Here is a 22260-nt window from a genome sequence, read left to right on the forward strand (position 1 = left end):
TTTATAGAACATTCTACAATTTTCTGACAATTCTGTCAAGTGAAATTTTCAAGATTTTTACAAAAATAGAGTGGGATTTCCCACTCTATGTCATCTTATTTGCGATACATCTTAAACTGTAAGTAGAGATCGTTGTAAATGCCAAGCCATTCCTTACCTAAATTATCGTAAACCTCAAGATTTTTCATGGTTTCTTGGTCAGGATAAAAAGCCAGATCAGATGTGGTTTCTTCTGGTAAAAGTTCCTTAGCCTTAGCATTTGGCGTGGAATAGCCGACATACTCAGCATTTTGAGCTGCATTTTCAGGACGAAGCATAAAGTTGATAAAGGCATAGGCTTCCTCAATATGCTTAGCTGTTTTTGGAATAACAATGTTGTCAAACCAAAGATTCGAAGCTTCACTTGGCACCACATAGACCAGGTCTTCGTTGCCATCTAGCATTTCACTGGCTTCTCCAGAGAAGGACACTCCGATTGCCGCATCTCCTTGAATCATATAGCCTTTGAGCTCATCTCCAACAATAGCCTTGATGTTAGGTGTCAACTCATTGAGTTTGGCTTTAACAACCGCTAACTCCACATTGTCCTTGCTATTAAGGCTGTAGCCAAAGCTGTTTAGCCCAAGTCCCATGACCTCACGCGCCCCATCGACAAGTAGGATATCATTGCGATACTCTTCTCGCCAAAGGTCTTCCCAGTGTTCAGGAGCTTCTTCTACCATGGTCTTGTTGTAAACAATCCCTAAAGTTCCCCAGAAATACGGGATAGAATAGTCGTTATTGGGGTCAAAGGACAAGCCTTTAAAGTCATCTCCGATATTGTCAAAACCAACAATCTTTGACTTATCCAGCTTAATCAACATGTTTTCTTCCTTCATTTTGGAAATCATGTATTCCGAAGGAACAGCCAAGTCATAGATGGTCCCACCTTGCTTGATTTTGGTGTACATGGCTTCGTTGGAGTCAAAGGTATCGTACTGTACCTCAATCCCTGTCTCATCCGTAAATTGCTCAATCAAGTCCGGATCAATGTAGTCTCCCCAGTTATAGATGACCAACTTATCCTCTGCTGCTCCAGAGTTGTTTTTTAAGACAAGGCTTGTGGCAAATAGCAGAGCAACGATGCTCAAAACACCCAAAAGAAATGAATATAGTCTACGCATCTTTAGCCTCCTTTTCCTGAGAAATGAAATAATAACCAATCACAAGCAGGATACTAAAGAGAAAGACAACCGTTGATAAGGCATTGATTTCTAAAGAAACCCCTTTGCGTGCGCGAGAGTAAATCTCGACAGCCAAGGTTGAAAAGCCATTACCCGTCACAAAAAAGGTCACGGCAAAATCGTCCAAAGAATAGGTGAAGGCCATAAAGTAACCAGCGATAATGCCTGGTGTCAGATAAGGCAACATCACTTCTTTCATCATTTGAAAACGAGTAGCTCCTAAGTCATAGGCAGCATTGACCATGTCATAGTTCATCCCTTTCAAACGTGGCAAGACCATAAGCACCACAATCGGAATGGAAAAGGCCACGTGACTCAGCAAAACAGATAGAAAACCCAGTTGCCACTTGATTTGTGTAAAAAGAATCAAGAAACTGGCACCAATCATAACATCTGGTGCTACCATAAGCACATTATTTGCAGATAACAAACCCGTTTGTAAACGACGGCGGGTCTGATGGATGTAAATAGCTCCAAAAGTACCGATAATGGTTGCTAATAATGCAGACAGAAAGGCTAAGAAGAAGGTCTCAACCAAGATTAACATCAGGCGACTATCCCCAAACATGGTCTGATAATGCTCCAAGGTAAAGCCTGTAAAGCCATTCATATCCCCACCTTGATTGAAGGAATAAACAATCAAGTAAACAATAGGAATATAAAGGATCAGAAAGACCAGCGCCAAATAAAGATTTGCTAATTTTTTCATTGGCGTCTCTCCTTTGTAAACCACATGGTGGCAATCATAGCCCCAATCAAAATCACACCGATGGTTGAACCCATTCCCCAGTTTTCAGTCGTGAGGAAATGCTGCTCGATAGCAGTCCCTAGCGTAATCACGCGATTACCACCAATCAAACGTGTCAACATAAAGAGGGATAAACTTGGAATAAAGACCGATTGAACGCCTGAGCGCACCCCGTTGAGAGAGAGTGGAAAAATCACTTTCCTAAAGGTTTGCGCCTCAGTCGCACCAAGATCACGACTGGCATTGATCACATTACCATCAATGTCATCAAGGGCATTGAAAATGGGCAAAATCATAAAGGGCAATTCAATATAGGCCGCTACAAAAATGAATGAAAAATCAGTAAAGAGAATTTGCTGCGAACCAATTCCCATGAAGGATAAGAAAGCATTGACGCCACCTTGCTGTCCAAAAATTCCCATAAACGCATAAGCCTTTAACAAAAGGTTAACCCAGGTCGGTAGGACGACTAACATGAGCCAGAGCTGTTTGTGCTTAAGTCTGGTCAAGAGTAAGGCTGCTGGATACGCAATCAAAAAGGTTGCTAAGGTAATGATAGCTGCGTAGAGTACCGAGTTAAAACTCATGCGCAGGTAGGTCCAACTGGAGAAAAAAGTTCCATAGTTGGCCAAGGTAAAGTTCCCTGACTGATCAAATAAAGATTGCCAGAGCAATAGCATTACTGGAGCCAGAACAAAAAGCAAAAGCCAAAGAATATAGGGAGCTGAAAAAGCAATATTAGAGGTTTTCTTCATGACGTTCCTCCTCAATCGCATTGATGAGGCCGTCTTCTACTTCCTCCACTTCCACGTATTCTTCGATACGGGCATCAAATTCTTCTTCGGTTTCATTGAGACGCATGATGTGGATGTCTTCCGGTTCAAAGTCTAACCCGATAATTTCACCAACGATAGCCTTGCGCGTGGAGTGGATCATCCATTCATTACCAAGATTGTCATAAGCGATGATTTCATAGTGAACCCCACGGAAAAGTTGCGTATCTACCGTCACTTGGAGTTTTCCTTCTTCTGGCAAGGTAATTTGCAGATCTTCTGGACGAATCACTACTTCAACCGCTTCATTTGGACGCATCCCGCCATCCACTGCTTCAAAGCGCTTGCCGTTAAACTCTACCAAGTAGTCTTCAATCATCACACCAGGCAAGATATTAGATTCTCCGATGAAGGTCGCCACAAAATGGTTGATCGGCTCATCATAAATATCGACCGGCGTTCCTGACTGGACAATTTCACCATCATTCATGACAAAAATCCAGTCACTCATAGCAAGAGCTTCTTCTTGGTCGTGAGTGACAAAGACAAAGGTAATGCCTAAACGCTGTTGCAACTCGCGTAGTTCGTACTGCATCTCAGTCCGCAACTTCAAGTCCAAGGCAGAAAGCGGCTCATCTAGCAAGACCACACGAGGTTGATTGATAATAGCACGAGCAATGGCAACGCGTTGGCGTTGACCTCCAGAGAGTTTTTGAATTGGACGTTTTTCAAACCCTTCCAAACGTACCATTTTCAAAGCTTCGGCCACACGTCTCTCGATTTCCTTTTTATCTGTTTTTTTGATTTTTAAAGGAAAGGCGACATTTTCTGCCACAGACATGTGTGGGAAAAGGGCATAATTCTGAAAGACGGTATGAACATCACGTTGATTGGTTGGCACATCATTGATGCGCTTGCCATCCAAGAAAATGTCTCCACTTGTGGCATCTAATAACCCTGCGATGAGGTTGAGGATGGTTGATTTCCCTGAACCAGAAGCCCCTAGAAGGGTGTAAAATTTTCCTTCTTCAAGCTCAAAGTTGATATTTTTAAGCACCTGTGTGCCAGAGTCCTCAAATGTCTTAGTGACATTTTTAAAGGCGATAATCGGTTGTTTCAATAAACTTCTTCCTTTTTGTGTATTGCAGATTAACTAGGCTCTGCTAGGCCTTTTCGACATAGTGGGTGATAAACTCACCCTTCATACTATCCGAGACGATAGGCTCCACCCCCTTTACGACGTTCTTAGCCTATGATGGGCTACAAGATGTTGATTGATTGGCTTGGCCGTTATTTGCCAACACCGATAATTCTTACTTCAGGCTCTAAAGTCACACCTGAGTGTGCTCTGACTTTTTCCACCACATCAGCAATCAACGCTTCATAGTCAGAAGCTGTGCCATGGTCGATATTGACCATGAAACCAGCGTGCTTGGTAGACACTTCAACTCCCCCTACACGATATCCTTTAAGACCAGCTTCAGTAATCAAAGCACCTGCAAAATGTCCCGGTGGTCGTTTAAAGACCGAGCCACAGGATGGCAATTCTAGAGGTTGTTTGAGCTCTCTTAGGTGCGTTAAGCGTGCCATTTCTTGAGTAATTTGCGTGTAATCCCCTGGTTTGAGGGCAAATTTAGCTGAAAGGATGATACCGCCCGACTCCTGCACGCTAGAATGACGGTAGCCAAAAAGCAAATCGCGATTGCTAAGGGTGACAATCTCACCATCAGCGGTTAATAGCTGCGCAGAAGTGAGGAGGTGAGCAATTTCACCACCATAAGCGCCAGCATTCATATAAACTGCCCCACCGACAGAGCCTGGAATCCCACAGGCAAATTCAAAGCCTGTCAAGCTGTGGCGACTGGCAACTTTTGTAGTCTCAATGAGACTAGCCCCTGCTTCTGCTTCAATCACATAGCCTGATACCGTAATGGTATTCATCTTCTCAAGCATAATCACCATGCCTCTAATCCCACCATCACGAACGATGAGATTACTGGCATTCCCAAGAACTGTCCAGTCTAATTGGTGTTTTTTAGCAAAAGCTAAAAGTCGTTTTAACTCTTGTCGGGACCTTGGAAATGCTAATAAATCAGCTGGTCCTCCCACTTTGGTGTAAGTATACTTGCTTAAAGGGTCATTAAGACGAACATCCATGCCCCCAAGTTCATTATTAATCAATTCAATCATGGTTCTTTCCAAACATAAAAAATCAGCATAAAGCTGATTCTTATTATATCAAAAATTAGAAACTTTGACGATCATTTTAAGCCCTCAAAAGAAAGGTTCTGACCTGACTGATGAAATAGAGTGAACCAGTCACAACATAAAGGTGGTGCGACGGGGCCTTTTCCACCTGCTCTAGCCATTTGGTAAAGTCAGATACCTTTTGATGGTGAATCGGATACTTCTCCAAGGCGACAGCATTTGGATAATCAAAACTGGTCACCGTCAGACTGGCAAAACCTGACAACTGTTTCAACATGCTGTCAATCGGCTTGGTATCAATAGCGGCAAAAAGAATGTGAATGTCCTTGTCAGGATAATGTGAGTGGAGAAGGTCTACCAGTACCTTTATGCTCTCATCATTATGAGCACCATCAATCATCAAGTTATCCCTTATCAACTCCGTCCTACCAAGCCATTTGGCTTCTGCTAGTGCAGCTTTAATGATGTCTGGTCTTAGGCGTGAAAATTCTTGTGCCAATAAAAGACTGGTCATAATCGCCAGGCTGGCATTAGCCACTTGATGGTGACCTGGCATAGCTAGCTGAATGTTTGACAGCTTCTGCTCTCCATAGCAAAAGTCAAAAGCTCTGCTATTTCCCAAAGCCTCAAACTGGTCATGCAAGCGATAGACTGGACAAGCAAGAGCGCGAGCGCTAGTCTCAAAAACCTCCAAGACCTCTGGCTTATCTTCTGCAAAAACAAAAGGCACCCCTGCTTTTAATACCCCTGCTTTCTGGCTGGCAATTTCTTGGTAGCTTTCCCCTAGAATGGTCTGGTGATCCAGCCCAATGGAAGGACAGACAACCGCTAAAGCTTTGAAGACATTAGTAGAGTCATGAAGTCCTCCCAAGCCAGCTTCGATAATAGCAATATCAACAGGACACTGACTGCCAAAATAATAAAACATCATGGTAGTGATGATTTCAAACTCTGTAGCTGGTTTTAAGTCAGTCTCAAGCGGCAATCGATCGGCGACTGGTTTTACCACCTCTGCTACTTTAACCAGTTCTTCTTTGGAAATCATCTGCCCATCAATAGCAATACGTTCACGAAAATCCATTATATAGGGAGACGTAAAGGTTCCCACCCGATAACCTGCTTGCGTAAAAATGTGTTGCAGGTAATTTGTTGTAGACCCTTTACCATTTGTTCCAACCACATGGACGGCCTTACACTTGTCTTGAGGATTCCCCAGCTCATTTAGCATCCACAACATGCGCTGAACACCTGGTTTTATCCCAAATTTTAATTGCCCATGAATCCAATCAAGGGTTTCATTATATGTCATTTTAGTCATGTGATTAGTATATCAGAAGTTTTAATGATAAGCAAAAAAACCTAGGTCTCCCTAGGTTCGTTCATTCTATTAGAATTTTTTACGTTTGCGAGCTGCTTCAGATTTACGTTTACGTTTTACTGAAGGTTTTTCATAGTGTTCACGCTTACGTGCCTCTTGAAGAGTACCAGCTTTCACAACAGAACGCTTGAAGCGACGAAGTGCGTCGTCAAGTGATTCGTTTTTACGGACAACTGTTTTTGACATAGATTTCACCTCCTCAAGATAATGTAACAAAATTGTTCCATATTATTTTATCACAATTTCATCTTAAGTCAAGACTTTTTCTTAGCTTCTGCCAATTTTCCATAGAGCAGGTAATCAACCTGCTTTAGCTCTCCTATAGTCGAGCAATCTAGAGCACACATGATGAGTCGTAAATCATCTTTCCAGCCGTTGATGATATCGATTACCTCATCCACTGGCTTATGCTCCACCAAGTCCAAAAGGGTTCGAGATAGTCCGACGGCTCGTGCCCCCAAAACTAAGCATTTAATCATATCAAGTGGGTGTCTGACACCGCCAGAGGCTAGGATTTCAACCTCATCTTGCAGAGCTCTGCTATTGAGCAAGGCCTGAACGGTCGTCTGCCCCCAATCATTGAGATAAGTTCGGTTGCCGCCACGTTCATTTTCGATATAAGCAAAGCTAGTCCCTCCACGACCTGAGATATCGACTGTCTTGATACCTTTCGATATAGCAAAGCGAATAGTCTTTTCGTCCATGCCAAAGCCAACTTCCTTAAGGACGATAGGGATATCTAGGTCTTTAGCATAGTCTTCTAGATTATCCTTCCAAGAGCGAAACTCACGTTCTCCTTCTGGCATCAGAAGCTCCTGCATGAGGTTGACATGAAGCTGAAGAAAAAGAGGCTTCATCTCAGCAATGGTCTGTTGCCCAAGCTCGACTGACTTGTCAATACCAATATTGGTCGCAAGAAGCAAATCTGGAAAGTCTTCCCGAAAATCAAAGGAGTCAGGATGCTCATTTTTCAGCGCAGCAGAGTAAGACCCAGTCACCATGGGAATACCTGTCGCCGCTGCTACTTGGGCGAGTTTTCGGTTGACAGCTCTGCCTTTTTCAGAACCACCAGTCATGGCATTGATATAGAAGGGAAACTCCCAGTTGCGCCCTGCAAACTGTGTGGTCAAATCAATCTCTGAAAGGTCATAGCTTGGCAAAGAACAATGAATCAGCTCCATATCATCAAAGCTATTATAAGGCGCCTGATACTTTAGGGCATACTTTATATGGTCATCTTTACGATTGGTCATCTGTTACCTCTATCCAAAAGCGTTTGGTTTGAGAACCATCCTCTGGGTCAATGTAGGTATTTTCATAGATACCCCCATTGGCTAAAATGGTCTTCTCAGAAGCTTGATTAGCAACATCACAGGTCAGCAGAGCTCGTATGATCCCTAATTTTCCTGCTTCTTGCAAAGCAAGTCTCAGCTGTTCCTTAGCATAGCCTTTCCTTCTCTCACTGGGACAAATCGAATAACCAATATGACCTGCAAAATTGATTAGATAGGGCTGACTTAGCGCATGCCTAACATTACAAATCCCAACCATTTTCTGATCTGACTGTCGTAAGCAAAGAAAGGTTGATGAAGCAACACGCCCCTCTTCAAGTCCTTGTCCCCTGGCTATAGCTGTTACATGATTTAGCCAGTCAGACAAGTCTGACAGCTCCGCTAACCGTGCACCGCCATGAAGTTGCTCACCTGACGTGACAAATTCAGCCTTGTAAGCAGCAACTTGCTCCAAATGCACACGTCTTGGTTTAACTAATTCTAGTACCGTCATAACTGTCTCTCCTCATACAAAAGCTCAATACCTGCCTGAGACCAGCGCTTTAGTAGGCCTTCAGTATCTCTAGCTGAAAAACTAAAAGCAACCCCACAATCGCCACCGCCAGCACCTGAAGACTTAGCAATAACATCAATCCCAACTTCTGCTTCTTTCAGCTCTTTTAATTTATGACTATAAATCCCAGAGCTAAGAGAAGTTAATTGATCTGAAGCTTCTTGCAAACTTGACTTGAGTTGCCTCACATCTCCTCTCAATAGAGCGTCTCTAGTGGCTTTGACAGCCAGCTGCGTTTTCTCTAAAAAATCTTGATTGATAGCTGAGAGGGCTTGGTTTATCATGTCTTTAGAAATCGCTGGCTCTTTGGTCCAACCCACTAGAAAGTCAGCTTTAAGAGATGGCAAAAGCCTTTCAATCTGATAACCCCAATCCAAGGCTATCACCTCTTCCAAGGTTTTTTCCCTTATGAGCTCTGCTATGTTCTGACGGTCAAAAGAGGTATAAGCCACCAAGTCTTGATAAGCAATGCAAGCAATGTCTCCCATCGAACCATTGTCCCCAAGCTTTAAGAGGGTGTAACTAGCCAATTTAAAAAGGAGATCCAAGCTCAGGCCAATCCCAAAATGCTGCGCCAGTGCCTTAATCACTAATACCGTCACAGATCCACTAGACCCAATGCCGTATTTCACTCCGTCACGCTCTAGCTTTCCAGTGATTGCAAGAGAAAAAGCTGGCAAGTCATCCCCACTGTAAGTCTGAAGAGTCCGAATACTTTCTTGAATCAGCGCATAATTTCTGTCTGGTCTCATATCGACAGCATAATCAAACATATCCGACTTGATGCGAGTCTGCTCTGCATCTTCAACCGTCGCTGTCATGTACATCGGAATGTGCTTGATAATAGCGGTTTGACCTGGCGTCAGAACACTGTACTCACCAGCGATATAAAGTTTTCCACCTGTTTTTACCCTTGTGATCATTTACAATGCCACCGTTCTTGACGTGATAATTGGATAATCTTCCGCAAAAATTGCTGCCAAGCGCTCTAAGTCTTCTTCAAGGCAAAGGACCTTGACATTAGGCCCTGCGTCCATAGTGAAATAGCAACGATGACCTTGAGCTCTAAGCGTTTTGACTTTTTCCATCGCTGCATAACTTGCCTCAGTCAGGTAGGAAAAGGCAGGACTCGCTGTTGTGGTCGTTTCGTGCATACGAAGCGCATTGGCTTCAGTCAATTCTCCTACTTTTTCAAAGTCATTAGTCGCCAGATAGGTCAGCATATCCCGATAATCTTGTTCTGACTGCTTGATCCACTCTGGAAAACTGGTTGATGTTTCCGTACACAACTTCATCCCATCACGACTTGAAATAGGCTTCTTCTGGTCGTTTAAGACCAACATTATCATAGCTAAGTTCAAATCCGTCTTGACAGGGTATACGTCTCCAGTATCTTTATCCCAGGCAGCTAGTGGTCCAAAGAAAGAACGTGACGAAGAGCCTGAAGCGAATTTAGCTATCTGAGCCAGTTCAGCTTGAGATTTATTGGTGTTAAAAAGCTCATTGGCTGCTTTAACAAGCGCCGATAATCCTGATGAAGACGAAGACAAACCTGCTGCCGTTGGCATATTATTCCAAGTTTCGATTTTGACAAACTGGCTCCTGTCGGTCCGAAATAAATCCAGTACTTTCGACGCCTTTTGAACTTCTTTTTCCCCTTGCGCCACATCATCGATAAACATGATATCTGAGCTGGCATCATCAGCCAAAAAAGATAAGCGTGTCTCAGTATACATGTTTTCCAAAGTCAGTGAGATGCTAGACGTCGAAGGAATCATCTTTTCAGCATCAGCCTTTCCCCAGTACTTGATAATAGCGATATTGGCATAAGATTTGACCCTTACAGGCTTTCTATCCATGCATTGACGGCTCCTTCTTTCTCTAATTGTTGCGCTAGTATTTGCGCACTTTTGTGATTAGCTACCAAAGCAATGATGCAACCTCCTAGACCTCCACCTGACATTTTGGCTCCTAGAGCTCCGCTGGCAATGGCAGAGCTGACTAGCTTGTCAGCTTCTGGACTTGAAACTCCAAGCTTTCTAAGGTTGTCATGTGCTTGACTCATGGCTTGACCAAGACGCGACATGTCCTTTTCTTTAATGGCTTGCTCTGCTATTTCCACCAAATCTCCCAAACGGTGCATAGGAATCAAAGCTTTTTCCTCCAAAGCTTCCACCGCACGCACTGCTTCTCTGGTATGCCCGTGAACCCCCGTATCTGCAATGACAAGATGAGCACCAAGTCCCATCTCAATGGGCGAAAATCCGATATTGCGAATAAACTTGATGGCATGATCACTAAGACAGGTCTTAGCATCTAAGCCAGAAGGATTGGTGTGGGCAATGATTTCTGCTTGATTGGCCAGCATTTCTAGAACCTGTGCTGGCAAGTCACGTTCAAAATAATCAAAAACAGCACGAATAGCCGCAATCGCCACTGCTGCTGACGATCCCATACCTCGGCGTTCCGGTACCATTGACTCTATCCGATAGCTGATAGGCTGGTCTTTGATATCCAGATAGCGTAAGGCTGCAAAAATAGCTGTCACCAAAGGATCCGTCGCATCGAACCGTAGACGATCCTTGGCAGCTTCAATATAACACGTCACTTCAATATTTTTCAGTGGTAGAGCAATGGCTGGGTAACCATAAACCACGGCATGCTCCCCCATCAATATAATCTTACTGTGGGACTTTCCAATCCCAATTTTGCTTTGCTTCTCCATAGTGATATTTTACCGAAAATTAGCGCATTTGGCGATTAAAAGTTATTGTTTTCTTGACATTACGACCTGAGACTGATGAAGGCAAGACAAAAGCCACCTTGCAAGGTGACTTTTATCTTAGAAAGAAATCGCCTTAAAATTGACTGTCATCTACAGCATCAAGCCATTTCTTAGTTTCAAATAAGGTTTCAGATAGAGCACCTTCTTGGAAAGGTGATTTGATTCCCGCTGCTTCAACCACTTGCAAGAAGGTCCCTGTACCACCCATCTGACAGATACGTAGGTAGTCTGCCCATGCAGTTACATCATGGTCAATTTGCGTCCGTTTCCAAAATTGAAGGGCACACACTTGAGCTAGCGTGTAATCAATATAGTAAAACGGTGCTGCAAAGATATGACCTTGACGATACCAGAAAATACCATTGTCCAAGGCTTCAGATTCTGAATAATCTTTACCTGGCAGATACAACTTTTCCAAACGACGCCAAGTCGCCTTGCGCTCTGCTGGTGTCATATTTGGATTTTCATAGACTTCATGCTGATAATGGTCAACTAAGACACCATAAGGCAAGAAAAGAAGTGCCCCTGATAAATGACTAAATTTGTATTTCTCAGTCTCTTCTTTAAAGAAAAGCTCCATCCAAGGCCAGGTCATAAACTCCATTGACATGGAGTGGATTTCACAGGTCTCATAGGTTGGCCAAATCGCTTCTGGTGTCTCTACCCAACGCGAGTTATAGACTTGGAAAGCATGTCCTGCTTCATGAGTGAGAACATCAATGTCTCCACTTGTTCCGTTAAAATTGGCAAAGATAAATGGGCTCTTGTAATCTGGAATATAAGTACAGTAGCCACCTGTATTTTTGCCCTCCTTAGCAACCAAATCTAACAAGTCATTGTCAATCATATAGTCAAAGAAGTCGCCTGTTTCAGGTGATAATTCACGGTACATGGTTTGCGCTTTAGCCACCAGCTCATCTGGCGTCCCTTTAGGAGTTGCATTACCGTCCAAATATTCCAAGCCCAAATCGTAATGCTTGAGACTATCTAGTCCAATACGCTTTGCTTGACGATGGTGCAATTCTTCGACAATCGGCACCACATGCTTCAGGATTTCCCCACGATAGGTCGCAACCATCTCACGATCATAGTCGAAGCGGTTCATCATCTTATAGCCGTATTCAACATAATCCTTAAAGCCAAGACTTGTCGCAATCTCATGACGTACCTTGACAAGTTCGTCGTAAATCTCATCAAAAGCCTCTTCATTTTGAACAAAGAATTGAGTCACAGCTTCGCTAGCTTCTTTTCGCGTCGTCCGATCCGTTGACTGACCAAACGGACCCATTTGCGCCAAATTATAAGTCTCCCCACGAAATTCAATCTTAGCTGTCGCCATCAAATTATTATAACGGTCAACCAGATCATTTTCCTTTTGGAAAAGAGGGATAGCTTCTGAAGAAAAGGTAGCCAGTTTATTCTCCGCCATCAAAAAGAAGGTCTCTGGTAAGAATTCAGCTAGTTCTTCACGGTAAGGTGATGCCAGGACAACCTTATAATAGTCGGTTGTCAGTTCTTGGAAAAGGGGGGAGTATTCATTCCAAAACTTGGTCTCTTCGTTGTAAAAGTCATCGTTCATATCAATGGAGTGACGAATACTCCAAAGGGTTCCTTGGCTGTCAATGGAAAAGTTAATCGCTGTGATTTCTTTAGCCACAGCTACCGCTTCTTGCCCTGATGTCGCTTGAGCTAGTTTTTCTGTCAAGTCTCGTAGCTCTATCTTCAATGCCTCATAATCTGGGCGAGTATAGGTATAGTCTTTAAATCCCATAAAATCCTCACTTTCTACTCCTTTCATCTTAGCCTTTTTAGAAGCATTTGGCAAGCCTTTTCAAAAGAAAAGTCCCCATATTTTTAATCTTTTTCTAAAACCAAAAATAATGCCTGAGACAAAAGTCCCAGACATTACGCTTTAAATCAAATCATTGAAAACTTCTTCCATATGGAGAATAGCTTCCGCTGGAAGTGGATTTTCTTGATTGTCATGATTGAAATTGAGCAAGTAGTTCAGACGGATTTGCATGCGATCGCGGAGCAATTGACGATAGCTCTCGTCAAATTCAGGAACATCAAATCCTTCAACATCCAAGTAATCAAAGCCACGAACACCACCAAACGGTTTGAAGTTTCCTGTGCCATCTACAATATTTTCAATGATAGAAAGCGTTACTTCTTTTGGAATCTTCTTGCCCATGTAAGAGCCGGTATTGATGATGTAGCACTGCACACCCGCTTCAAAGAGGGATTGGAATTTCTTATAGTCTTCAACCAATGGGTAAACACGGAATGGGTTTGCATACGGTTCAATAATTAAACTATTGAGACTATCAGAAGTGTTTTCAGCACTTGAACGCATCGTTGTCAAAGTACAGCCCATTGTAGCAGCCATAACTGGATCAGATAAACGTACCAAAGGTGGTAGAGAATCATCTTTCATGATCCAGAAGATTGACTGAATTGGGTCTTCGATGCGATCCACTCGGTTTGGCGTAGAATAACGTGATTTCACCGTGCGGCCATTACCATTTCTAACATCTTCAGTCACAAGGCGCAAGCGACCTTCTTTATCAAGGGCAACCCCACAGTTCTGAACAGTAACAAAGTAATCTTGTTCTTTGTGTCCAGCTGGATAATCACTGGTCTTATCAAAGTATGATGGTTCAAGAGCAATGGAAGAACCATCTTTTTGAGAGATGATAAAGGCATCGTCATGTAAGACATTGATATCATATTTTCCATCGTGTTTAGCGTGGGTTAGGGTTGATTTACCAGATCCAGAAAGACCAAAGAAGGACGCAACGTATGGTTTTTGACCATCTTTTTTGAAGATTTTTAGACCGCCATGACAAGAAACATAGTTGTTACGCGCAGCTGTTCCCCAAGCTAGAGTCAAGGTTGATTTTTTGAGTTCTCCGAAGTAATACATCCCCAAAATAATGGCACAGTTATGATTGGTATCAAAGTATGCCAAACCATCTGGATAGTCTGGGTGGCTCCATTCAGGATCAGAGAAGATATAGATGTCTGTCTCTTCATATCGTGGTGAATTTTTAAGGCGTGCTTGATAATCAGCATCTAGAATTTGGAAATTCATCAGCCATGAATAGAGGTTATTGACGTTATCTTCTGGAACCATCAGATGGGCACGAAGCATAAAGGCTTCATCAAGACCAACTACTGCATCTGCTTTCAAATAAGGACGATGGCGGCTTTGGAAGATTGCTTCGCGAACAATCGGCAAGAGCTTAGCATCTTCAGCTGGATTGTTTCCAAAGATACGGCGAGCCTTAGCTGTCCGGCCGACAATAGCTCCGCCATTTTCCAAAAGCACTTTGGCATCGTCTGGCAAACCAAGCTCTTTGGTGTGAGCAACAGGCATGTCAAGAACTGTTGTGCCTGGTGATTTCAATGCAAGCTGATAAGCCTCTGACAAAGTTTTGACTTGTCGCACATGATTTTCATAAAAAGCTGACTCAATCGTCGTCTTCAAGGCTGAAAAGTAAGGACTATCCTTACGCATAACTTCTTCTGAAAAATGCTGACGTGTTACCATAGGGTTTCCTCCTAATTTTTTAGTGATATTTCATGACTTCATTATAACACATTTTTAAGAAAGCGCTACCATTTTTTAGAAAAATTTTAAATTTTTACCCTATTTGATAGAAAATCATCTGACCAATTCAAGTGGCAAGAGCTCAAAAAAATGACTGTTGACACAGCCATTTTCTAGTATCCATAAAGTTCACTGATGGTAACAAAACGGTAACCCTGACTCACCAGATAGTCCATCACAACTGGTAGGGCATCAGCGGTAGAACCGTGAATGTCATGAAGGAGAATAACAGCTCCTGGGTGCAGCTGCGCTTTGACATTCGCTAAGATAGACTCTGTGTTGCGATTTTTCCAATCTTCAGTGTCCACATCCCACATAATCTGAGGATATGTTAGCAAGGATCTAACGCTAGCATTGGTCGCGCCGTAAGGTGGCCGTAGTAAAGTCACTTGGTCTCCAGTAACCTTTGTAATGGCTTTGCTAGTCTCATTAACTTGCCATGTGATTTGATCTGCAGATAAGGTCGGTAAGGAAGGGTGGCTCCAAGTATGATTACCAATTTCATGCCCTTCTGACTTCATCCGTTTTAAAAGCTCTTCATTGCCAGCAATTGATTTACCAATCACAAAGAACGTGGCTTTAGCCTGGTAGCCTTTTAAAATATCTAAAATACGTGGCGTCGTGCTAGCATTAGGACCATCGTCAAAGGTTAAGGCAACGACATTTCCCTCTAAAACAACCTGATTATTCGCCTGAGCTAAACGCGTCTTTCTTAGGGCCTCTTCTTTTTCCTTCTCATAGGCCTGATAATTTTCGAGAGCTTTTCCTTTAAGATAGCTGGCATCAATTTGGTCATACAAATCGGACAAAGGAAGGACAAGGTCGCTCTTATCGCCTATTTTTTCGGGAAGCTGTATTTTTAGGTTTTCGCCATCGACTTGAAACAAAAGGCGTTTAAAATCAGATTGTTTGAGATTTTCCAACTTTTGTACGGCTATTTGATCTAGTTGGTTAATGCTAGATAGCTCTTTTTCCATCTGTGTAATCAGCTTGTCCTTAAGAAACTGACTATCCTTGACCAATTGAGTCAGGTCAAACACCTGTGTATCCTGACGAATGTAGACTTCTTTTATATTTTCTTGAGCCCTTTTAGTGATACCATCCTTATCTTTTTGGTAGCGACGTACCTGTAACTCGTATTTAGTCACGTTATTTAAGCCACTTTCAGATATTTTGCTATCAAGAAATGCTAATCTAGACATGTTTGAAACCTTCTGACTGTCTCCAAACTGATCTTGTATATAATCTTTTAAGTCGGTTTCGATGGCTGATAGGACATTTCCGCTCTCATCGATCGGATAAGCTACCATAACAAAGGTACTATCGATCATCCCGGTCTGTGTCACAATGGCTTTATTTTCCTTTATGACTGCTTCTTCTTTTGAAATGACCTCCTCAAGACGCTGAATGCTCTGCATTTTGCCATAGACTTTGACACACAAAAAAAGAGCAGCTATTAACAAGCATGCATTTAATATCCGTAACAAATAAGTCAATGCTTTCATAAGGCCTCTCAATCTAATTGCTTAGATTGTAACATTTCTTTAACATTATTGCAATCAAAATGCAAAAAAGACTGGCAAGCCAGTCTTTTATTCTTAGTTGATATCAAAGACAACAGATTTCACAGTCGTCATCGCTTCAATAGAGTATTTAACCCCTTGAACACCTGCGCCTGATTTTTTAGCTCCCAAGAATGGGAAGTTGTCTGTACCACGTTGCGTTTTGTTATTGATGTGGACAGTACCAACCTCCAATTGCTCCGCAATTGAGAAAGCAAGTGGGAAATTAGCTGTAAATACAGACGCTTGAAGCCCGTATTCAGATTCATTAGAAATCTTGATAGCTTCTTCTAGTGATGACACGCGGATGATTGGCATGATTGGCCCAAAAGGCTCTTCCCAAGCTAAGCGCATGTCTGTTGTGACATTATCATAGATCGTTGGCCAGATAAGGTTGCCTTCACGTTTAAAGGCAGTCAACGCTTTAGCCCCTTTTTCTTCTGCGTCTTTAGCGAGACCTTCAATGTAATCAGCAGATCCCGAATCGATAACTGGTGTAATGTCTGCATCCTCTTCTGGCATACCAACTGAAAGCTTTTCAACCTCCGTCTTAATATTGGCAACCAAGGCATCAGCCACATTCTCCATAACAAGAACGCGTTTAACGGCTGTACAACGTTGACCAGAGTAGCTCAGACCACCTGTAACAATGTCTTTAGCTGCTTTAGCAAGGTCTGCATCCTCAAGAACAATAGCAGAGTCTTTACCACCAAGCTCAAGCATGATTGGACGCATACCTGCTAGTTTACCAATACGCTCACCGATTGGCGTTGAACCTGTAAAGTTGATAAAGTTAACCGCTTCGTGTTCAACGATGTAATCTCCAATAACAGAACCTTTACCAGTGATAGTGCTGAAAACACCTGCCGGAAGACCAGCTTCCGCAAAAGCTTCCGCCAAAAGAAGTCCTGAAATAGAACCTTGTGTTGGTGGTTTAAGGGCTACAACATTTCCTGAAATCAAAGCAGGTGCAATTTTAGAACCAGCCAAGTTGACAGGATAGTTAAATGGTGAAATGGCCAGAACAAGCCCCAGAGGCTCACGACGAACAACTGCAATTTTCTTCTTGCTTGCAGCTTCAAAACTTCCACCTTCAAGAACTTCACCTTCCATACGAAGGCCTTCTTCAGCTGAGTAACGAATAATATCTGCTGTACGAACAACCTCAGAAACGGCTGCTTTATAACCTTTTGCCACTTCTTTAGAAAGAATCGCACCAATTTTTTCAGCATCACGTTCAAGAATGTCTGCTGCTTTATGAAGGTAAGCTGCACGTTCCACGTATGATAGCGCACGCCATGCCGGTTGGGCTGCTTTAGCTGTCGCGTAAACGTAGTCTACTTCCTCTTGACTCATGGCAGGGACAGATCCCAACTCCTCACCATTAGCTGGAGCAAAAATTTTAATATCATTCTCAGAGAGTTTCCACTCTCCATTCACAAGATTTTTATATTGTTTTGTCAAGATGATTTCTCCTTAATCCATAAATAATTGTAACCATTGTACCATTTTTTCAAATTATTTCAAAGAATTGCTATAAAAAGATTCAGAAAATTCATTCTATTATTCAAGCTATTTCAGCAATTCTTCCACCACTTTGCCAAGATTCATGGAATTGGAGCCTTTGAAGAGGATTTGGTCATTTTTCCCTAGACTTTCTTTAACCTGTTTCACCAAGTCTTCAAATTGGTCCTGCTCTGCATTCTTCCTAAAGAAATAGACTTTTCCAAGCGGGAACATCTGACTGGCCAACTGGGCCAATTCTTCAATATCCTGACCGTAGAAGATGACGGTGTCCAGCACATCTGGCGACAGGCTCAGAATCATCTGATTGTGGAGGTCTACGGACTGATGTCCCAATTCTTTCATGTCTGCCAAAACTGCGATTTTCTTGCCGCCGTCGTTTGCGGGAATACTAGAAAAAGTTTCCAAAATCAATCGCATGGCCGTTGGGTTGGCATTGTAAACATCACTGAGAATGTCTGCTCCGTTGGCTGCCTTTTTCCACTCGGTACGGTTGCGGGTCAAGTTTAGACTAGCTAGGGCTGACTTGATTGCCTCATCAGGCACACCCAAGGTCTTGCCCACATAGCTTGCTACCATAGCATTGGTGGCATTGTACTTACCCGTTACAGGTAGGAAAATGTCGCCGTCCATAAAGTTGACGGTGAAGGTCAGGCTGTCCTTTGACTCGACCAGGATGGTCACCTGCAAATCAGCCTGCTCACCGAAACGAATGAGCTCCACATGGCTCGGCAAGAGCTTATCCGCAATCGGATCTGTCGGAATCAAGAGTTTACTTCCAGCGGTCATTCCGTCCGCAATCTGCAACTTCCCTTTGGCAATCTCTTCTCGTGAGCCAAAAAATTCCAGGTGAGCTTCTCCAAAAAGGGTAATGACAGACAGGCTCGGCTTGGCGATTTCTGACAAGAGGTGAATGTCGCCCAAGTGGTCCTGCCCCATTTCCAAGACCAGTTTTTCTGTGTCATCTGGCATATGAAGGACGGTGTAAGGCAGGCCGATTTCGTTGTTGTAATTGCCCTGGGTCTTGTAGGTCTTGTAAGTCGTCGCCAGAACATCGTGAATCATGTCCTTGGTGGTCGTTTTACCGTTTGAGCCTGTCACGGCAATAACTTCCACTCCCGTTTTCTCTAGGTAGTAGGCCGCTAATGTTTGTAGCGCAGCCAGGCAATCTTCTACTAGGATGTGGGGAACTTCAAGGCTGACTTCAGACAGGGTTACCGCAAAGCCATTTTCAAAAGCCACAGGAATAAAGTCATGACCGTCCCTTGATCCCTTGAGGGGAACAAAAAGGTCGCCTGAGCTGATGAGGCGGCTGTCGAACTCGACCTTGTTGAGGACGGTGTCGGGATAGAGGCTGATGTCATTTTTGGCACTCAAAACCTGAGCGATTTCGTGTAGGGTTAATTTCATGTGATTCTCCAATAAACTAAAAAAGAGCTTTCGCTCTTTTTATTATACCACTTTTTACCGAACTTGAGTCAGGACACCGTCTTATAGACGGTATCTGATTAGTTTTCTTCCAATAGGTAAAAATCCATGTCATACTTAATATCATCGCTCAAGAGAGCCTTTACCTTGCACTTCTGCTCTATGTAGGCTAGGATCGCCTCCTGCTTTTCTGCAGAAACCTGTTCGGCCAGGCCAATGTTCAGGGCAAATTTTCTGTCATCCAGCTGACAAGATACTTGAACCGGCATGGTTTTATTGCCTTCTTGACTGGCATAATAGCCCTGCACACACATGGTCACACAAGCAGCCAAGCCGATATTGACCAGGCTGACAGGCGTTTCTCCCTGCTCGGTCACCCCAAAGGTCCGAACTGGATCCCCATAGCCCTGAGACACGGCCTGAAACAAGCCTTCTCCTTTTACTGTCGTTTGATACATCGATACCTCCAGATACTTGTTCCCATTCTATTCCTTTTTGCAAACCTTTGCAAGCAAATGAACTAGAAAAAGATTGGAAAAATTCCAATCCTTTCATTCTCATTAAATCAAATGACTTTCCCGTTTTTCAAACATTTCCTTGGCCAGACGGACCAATTCTTCAATCAGGTCTGGATAAGCAAGTCCCATGTTATCCCAAAGGAGTGGATACATAGACCACTGGGTGAAACCTGGCATGGTATTGAGTTCGTTGAGGAAGATGTCGCCGTCTTCTGTCAGGAAGAAATCACAGCGGGACAGGCCACAGCCACCAATCGCTCGGAAGGCCTTGGCTGCATTATCACGCATGGTGTCCATGACAGACTCGTCAATCTTAGCTGGGATTTCCATGGTAATCTTGTTGTCGATGTATTTGGCATCGTAATCATAAAAAGCAACGTCTTTGACTACTTCACCCGGAAGTGTGGTTTTCACGTCAGCATTTCCCAAAAGACCGACCTCAATCTCACGGGCAACAACTCCCTGCTCAACGAGGACGCGGCTGTCATACTTGAACGCAAGGTCCAGGGCTGCCTGCAAGCTCGCCAGGTCCTCTGCCTTGGAAATACCAACGCTAGAGCCCATGTTGGCGGGTTTGACAAAGACTGGATAGGTCAGCTTGCCCTCAATCTCCGCAATCTTGTCGGCAATCGGCTCCCCTTCAATCACTGCCACATAGGGTACCTGGGAGATGCCTGCTGATTCCAGGACACGTTTGGTTGTAATCTTGTCCATGGCCACGCTGGAAGACAGGATATTGGTGCCCACGTAAGCCATACGAAGAACTTCCAAGAAGCCTTGGATAGAGCCATCTTCGCCCATTGGACCGTGGAGGACAGGGAAGACAACAGCATTTTCTTCATAAATGTCGCTAGGACGAACAGCTTGCTCCGCAACAATGGTCGCATTGGTCATCAACTTTTCATCTGCTGACGGTGTTTGGGAAAATTCCTGGGTCTTGATAAAGTCGCCTGTCTGGGTGATGAAGTAGGTTTTGACGAAAAACTTGTCATAATTGACAGCCCGCATCACACTTTCAGCAGACAAGACGGATACCTCACGCTCTGCTGAACGACCGCCGTAGAGTAAAATCAAGGTTTCTTTTGACATCTTAAACTCTTTTCTAACATTGCAAGATAATAGGTTTATTCTATCATAATTTGATGGGAATGACAAAACCTAAATTCGCATGGTAAAAGGAGAATTTTAGCCTAATATAACGTGCATTTTCCTCAAAAAAGGGTATAATAAGAAGATACTATAAATGAAAGGGATGAAAGCACATCTAACCGTGCTTTTGATATCATACGAAAATATGCGTATTATCGTTGTAGGAGCTGGTAAAGTCGGCTCTGCACTTTGCCGCTCACTTGTAGCAGAAAAGCATGATGTTACTCTGATTGAAGCAGATGAACAAGTTTTAAAACAAGTCACTCGGCGCCAAGACATTATGGGAATTGTTGGCAATGGAGCTAACTTTAAAATTCTCGAACAAGCTGACATTAAGACCTGTGATATCTTTGTGGCCTTGACCGAAAAAGACGAGGTCAATATGATTGCCGCTGTTCTGGCTAAAAAAATGGGGGCGACTGAAACCATTGTCCGAGTACGCAACCCTGAGTATTCTAATATCTATTTTAAAGCTAAGAATTTCCTCGATTTCTCCTTGATTGTCAACCCAGAGATGCTTGCAGCGCGCTCTATTGCTAATATCGTGGAATTTCCAAATGCCCAATCAGTTGAACACTTTGCTAGTGGACGTGTCATGCTAATGGAATTCAAAATCACTGCCGATAGCAAGCTCTGTCACATTCAATTGAGCCAATTCCGCAAAAAATTTGGCAATATCTTGGTCTGTGCGATTGAACGTGACCATGACATTATCATTCCTGATGGAGATGCTACTTTACAAGCTGGCGATACGATTTTTGTCACTGGTAGCCGCGTTGAAATGATTCTCTTCCACAGTCATGTTAAATCAAATACCATTCGCAATTTGATGCTTGTCGGTGCTGGAAAGATTGCTTACTACCTTCTCAATATTTTTGAAGCTTCAAAAACCAAGATTTCGGTCAAAATGATTGAGGTTAATGAAGAAAGAGCGCGATGGTTTAGCGAGGAATTCCCTCATATTCACATTGTCAAAGGGGACGGGACAGCAAAAAGTGTCCTTCTTGAAGAAGGGGTTACAAACTTCGATGCTGTTGCTACATTGACACCTATTGATGAGGAAAATATTTTAACATCGATGTCCTTGGATAAAATTGGTATCCGTAAAAACATCACCAAAGTGAATCGCACGAGTCTCCTTGACATTATTGACCGCAAAGAATTTGCAAGTATTGTGACCCCTAAACGGATTGCGGTAGATAGCATCATGCATTTTATTCGCGGACGAAAAAACGCTCAAGAGGCGTCAACGCTTGATGCCATGCACCATATTGGAGACGGAAGAATCGAAACTCTGCAATTTGAGATTCACCAAGGTAGTCCCATGGTCGGCATCAATTTGATGGCTTTAAATCTAAAGAAAAATGTCCTCATTGCTGCCATTATCCGAAAAGGCAAACCTATTTATCCAACAGGTGAGGATAGTCTTCAAGTTGGGGATAAAATTGTTGTTTTCACCCTTTTACAGAATGTCACAAATGTTCGTGACTTGTTAGCGAGGTAAGA

Annotated in this window: 20 protein-coding genes; 1 reads left to right on the forward strand and 19 read right to left on the reverse strand. The window is 43.2% G+C overall.

All coding sequences use genetic code 11. The features are described from left to right. Positions 1-95: 95 nt before the first annotated feature. From G575_RS0100265 to G575_RS0100355, 19 genes are all read right to left on the reverse strand, one after another. Positions 96-1163, reverse strand: coding sequence for an ABC transporter substrate-binding protein (locus G575_RS0100265; protein ID WP_027970932.1), 1068 nt, complete (start codon positions 1161-1163; stop codon positions 96-98). Next, entirely contained in the window at positions 1156-1932 is a 777-nt protein-coding gene (locus tag G575_RS0100270) for an ABC transporter permease (RefSeq protein WP_027970933.1), read from the reverse strand. The genes G575_RS0100265 and G575_RS0100270 overlap by 8 nt, the downstream gene beginning before the upstream one ends. Beyond that, positions 1929-2726, reverse strand: a complete 798-nt coding sequence (locus G575_RS0100275; protein WP_027970934.1) for an ABC transporter permease — start codon at positions 2724-2726, stop codon at positions 1929-1931. The genes G575_RS0100270 and G575_RS0100275 overlap by 4 nt, the downstream gene beginning before the upstream one ends. Then, positions 2710-3864 (reverse strand): ABC transporter ATP-binding protein, encoded by a 1155-nt coding sequence (locus G575_RS0100280; protein WP_027970935.1) that lies wholly within the window; start codon positions 3862-3864, stop codon positions 2710-2712. The genes G575_RS0100275 and G575_RS0100280 overlap by 17 nt, the downstream gene beginning before the upstream one ends. A 170-nt stretch (positions 3865-4034) precedes the next feature. Then, positions 4035-4934 carry a UDP-N-acetylmuramate dehydrogenase gene (gene murB / locus G575_RS0100285; RefSeq protein ID WP_027970936.1) on the reverse strand — a complete coding sequence of 300 codons (900 nt, stop codon included), beginning with the start codon at positions 4932-4934 and terminating at the stop codon, positions 4035-4037. A gap of 76 nt (positions 4935-5010) precedes the next feature. Then, positions 5011-6261: a bifunctional folylpolyglutamate synthase/dihydrofolate synthase gene (locus tag G575_RS0100290; RefSeq protein ID WP_027970937.1), complete on the reverse strand. Its 1251-nt coding sequence runs from the start codon at positions 6259-6261 to the stop codon at positions 5011-5013. A 78-nt stretch (positions 6262-6339) separates the two neighbouring features. Beyond that, positions 6340-6516 (reverse strand): 30S ribosomal protein S21, encoded by a 177-nt coding sequence (gene rpsU, locus G575_RS0100295; RefSeq protein ID WP_027970938.1) that lies wholly within the window; start codon positions 6514-6516, stop codon positions 6340-6342. A gap of 68 nt (positions 6517-6584) precedes the next feature. After that, the gene (gene fni / locus G575_RS0100300) at positions 6585-7583 is read right to left on the reverse strand and encodes a type 2 isopentenyl-diphosphate Delta-isomerase (protein WP_027970939.1); all 999 of its coding nucleotides are present in this window, start codon (positions 7581-7583) and stop codon (positions 6585-6587) included. Then, the gene (locus G575_RS0100305; protein WP_027970940.1) at positions 7570-8115 is read right to left on the reverse strand and encodes a GNAT family N-acetyltransferase; all 546 of its coding nucleotides are present in this window, start codon (positions 8113-8115) and stop codon (positions 7570-7572) included. Before G575_RS0100305 ends, fni begins: the two co-directional genes overlap by 14 nt. Then, entirely contained in the window at positions 8112-9098 is a 987-nt protein-coding gene (locus tag G575_RS0100310) for a phosphomevalonate kinase (protein ID WP_027970941.1), read from the reverse strand. Before G575_RS0100310 ends, G575_RS0100305 begins: the two co-directional genes overlap by 4 nt. Beyond that, the gene (gene mvaD / locus G575_RS0100315) at positions 9099-10034 is read right to left on the reverse strand and encodes a diphosphomevalonate decarboxylase (RefSeq protein ID WP_027970942.1); all 936 of its coding nucleotides are present in this window, start codon (positions 10032-10034) and stop codon (positions 9099-9101) included. Further along, complete coding sequence (mvk, locus tag G575_RS0100320; protein ID WP_037622389.1) at positions 10016-10900, reverse strand: mevalonate kinase; 885 nt, start codon at positions 10898-10900, stop codon at positions 10016-10018. The genes mvaD and mvk overlap by 19 nt, the downstream gene beginning before the upstream one ends. A 133-nt stretch (positions 10901-11033) precedes the next feature. Then, a complete protein-coding gene (locus G575_RS0100325; protein ID WP_027970944.1) occupies positions 11034-12731 on the reverse strand; it encodes a M3 family oligoendopeptidase in 1698 nt (565 codons plus the stop codon). A 141-nt stretch (positions 12732-12872) separates the two neighbouring features. Beyond that, positions 12873-14513 (reverse strand): phosphoenolpyruvate carboxykinase (ATP), encoded by a 1641-nt coding sequence (locus G575_RS0100330; RefSeq protein WP_027970945.1) that lies wholly within the window; start codon positions 14511-14513, stop codon positions 12873-12875. A 173-nt stretch (positions 14514-14686) separates the two neighbouring features. Further along, on the reverse strand, positions 14687-16078 hold the full coding sequence (locus G575_RS0100335; protein ID WP_027970946.1) for a polysaccharide deacetylase family protein: 1392 nt from the start codon (positions 16076-16078) through the stop codon (positions 14687-14689). A 93-nt stretch (positions 16079-16171) separates the two neighbouring features. After that, positions 16172-17599, reverse strand: a complete 1428-nt coding sequence (locus tag G575_RS0100340) for an NADP-dependent glyceraldehyde-3-phosphate dehydrogenase (RefSeq protein WP_027970947.1) — start codon at positions 17597-17599, stop codon at positions 16172-16174. Between the two features lie 108 nt (positions 17600-17707). Next, positions 17708-19069, reverse strand: a complete 1362-nt coding sequence (locus G575_RS0100345; protein WP_027970948.1) for a UDP-N-acetylmuramoyl-tripeptide--D-alanyl-D-alanine ligase — start codon at positions 19067-19069, stop codon at positions 17708-17710. A 98-nt stretch (positions 19070-19167) separates the two neighbouring features. Further along, positions 19168-19545: an OsmC family protein gene (locus G575_RS0100350; protein ID WP_027970949.1), complete on the reverse strand. Its 378-nt coding sequence runs from the start codon at positions 19543-19545 to the stop codon at positions 19168-19170. Positions 19546-19647: 102 nt separating this feature from the next. Continuing rightward, entirely contained in the window at positions 19648-20694 is a 1047-nt protein-coding gene (locus G575_RS0100355) for a D-alanine--D-alanine ligase (RefSeq protein WP_027970950.1), read from the reverse strand. A gap of 163 nt (positions 20695-20857) precedes the next feature. On the opposite strand from G575_RS0100355, the gene trkA reads away from it, so the two are divergent. Beyond that, positions 20858-22258: a Trk system potassium transporter TrkA gene (trkA, locus tag G575_RS0100360; RefSeq protein WP_083958809.1), complete on the forward strand. Its 1401-nt coding sequence runs from the start codon at positions 20858-20860 to the stop codon at positions 22256-22258. The last annotated feature ends 2 nt before the right edge of the window (positions 22259-22260 follow it).

Origin of the sequence: Streptococcus plurextorum DSM 22810 (assembly GCF_000423745.1) — a bacterium.
GTDB classification, from domain to species: Bacteria; Bacillota; Bacilli; order Lactobacillales; family Streptococcaceae; genus Streptococcus; species Streptococcus plurextorum.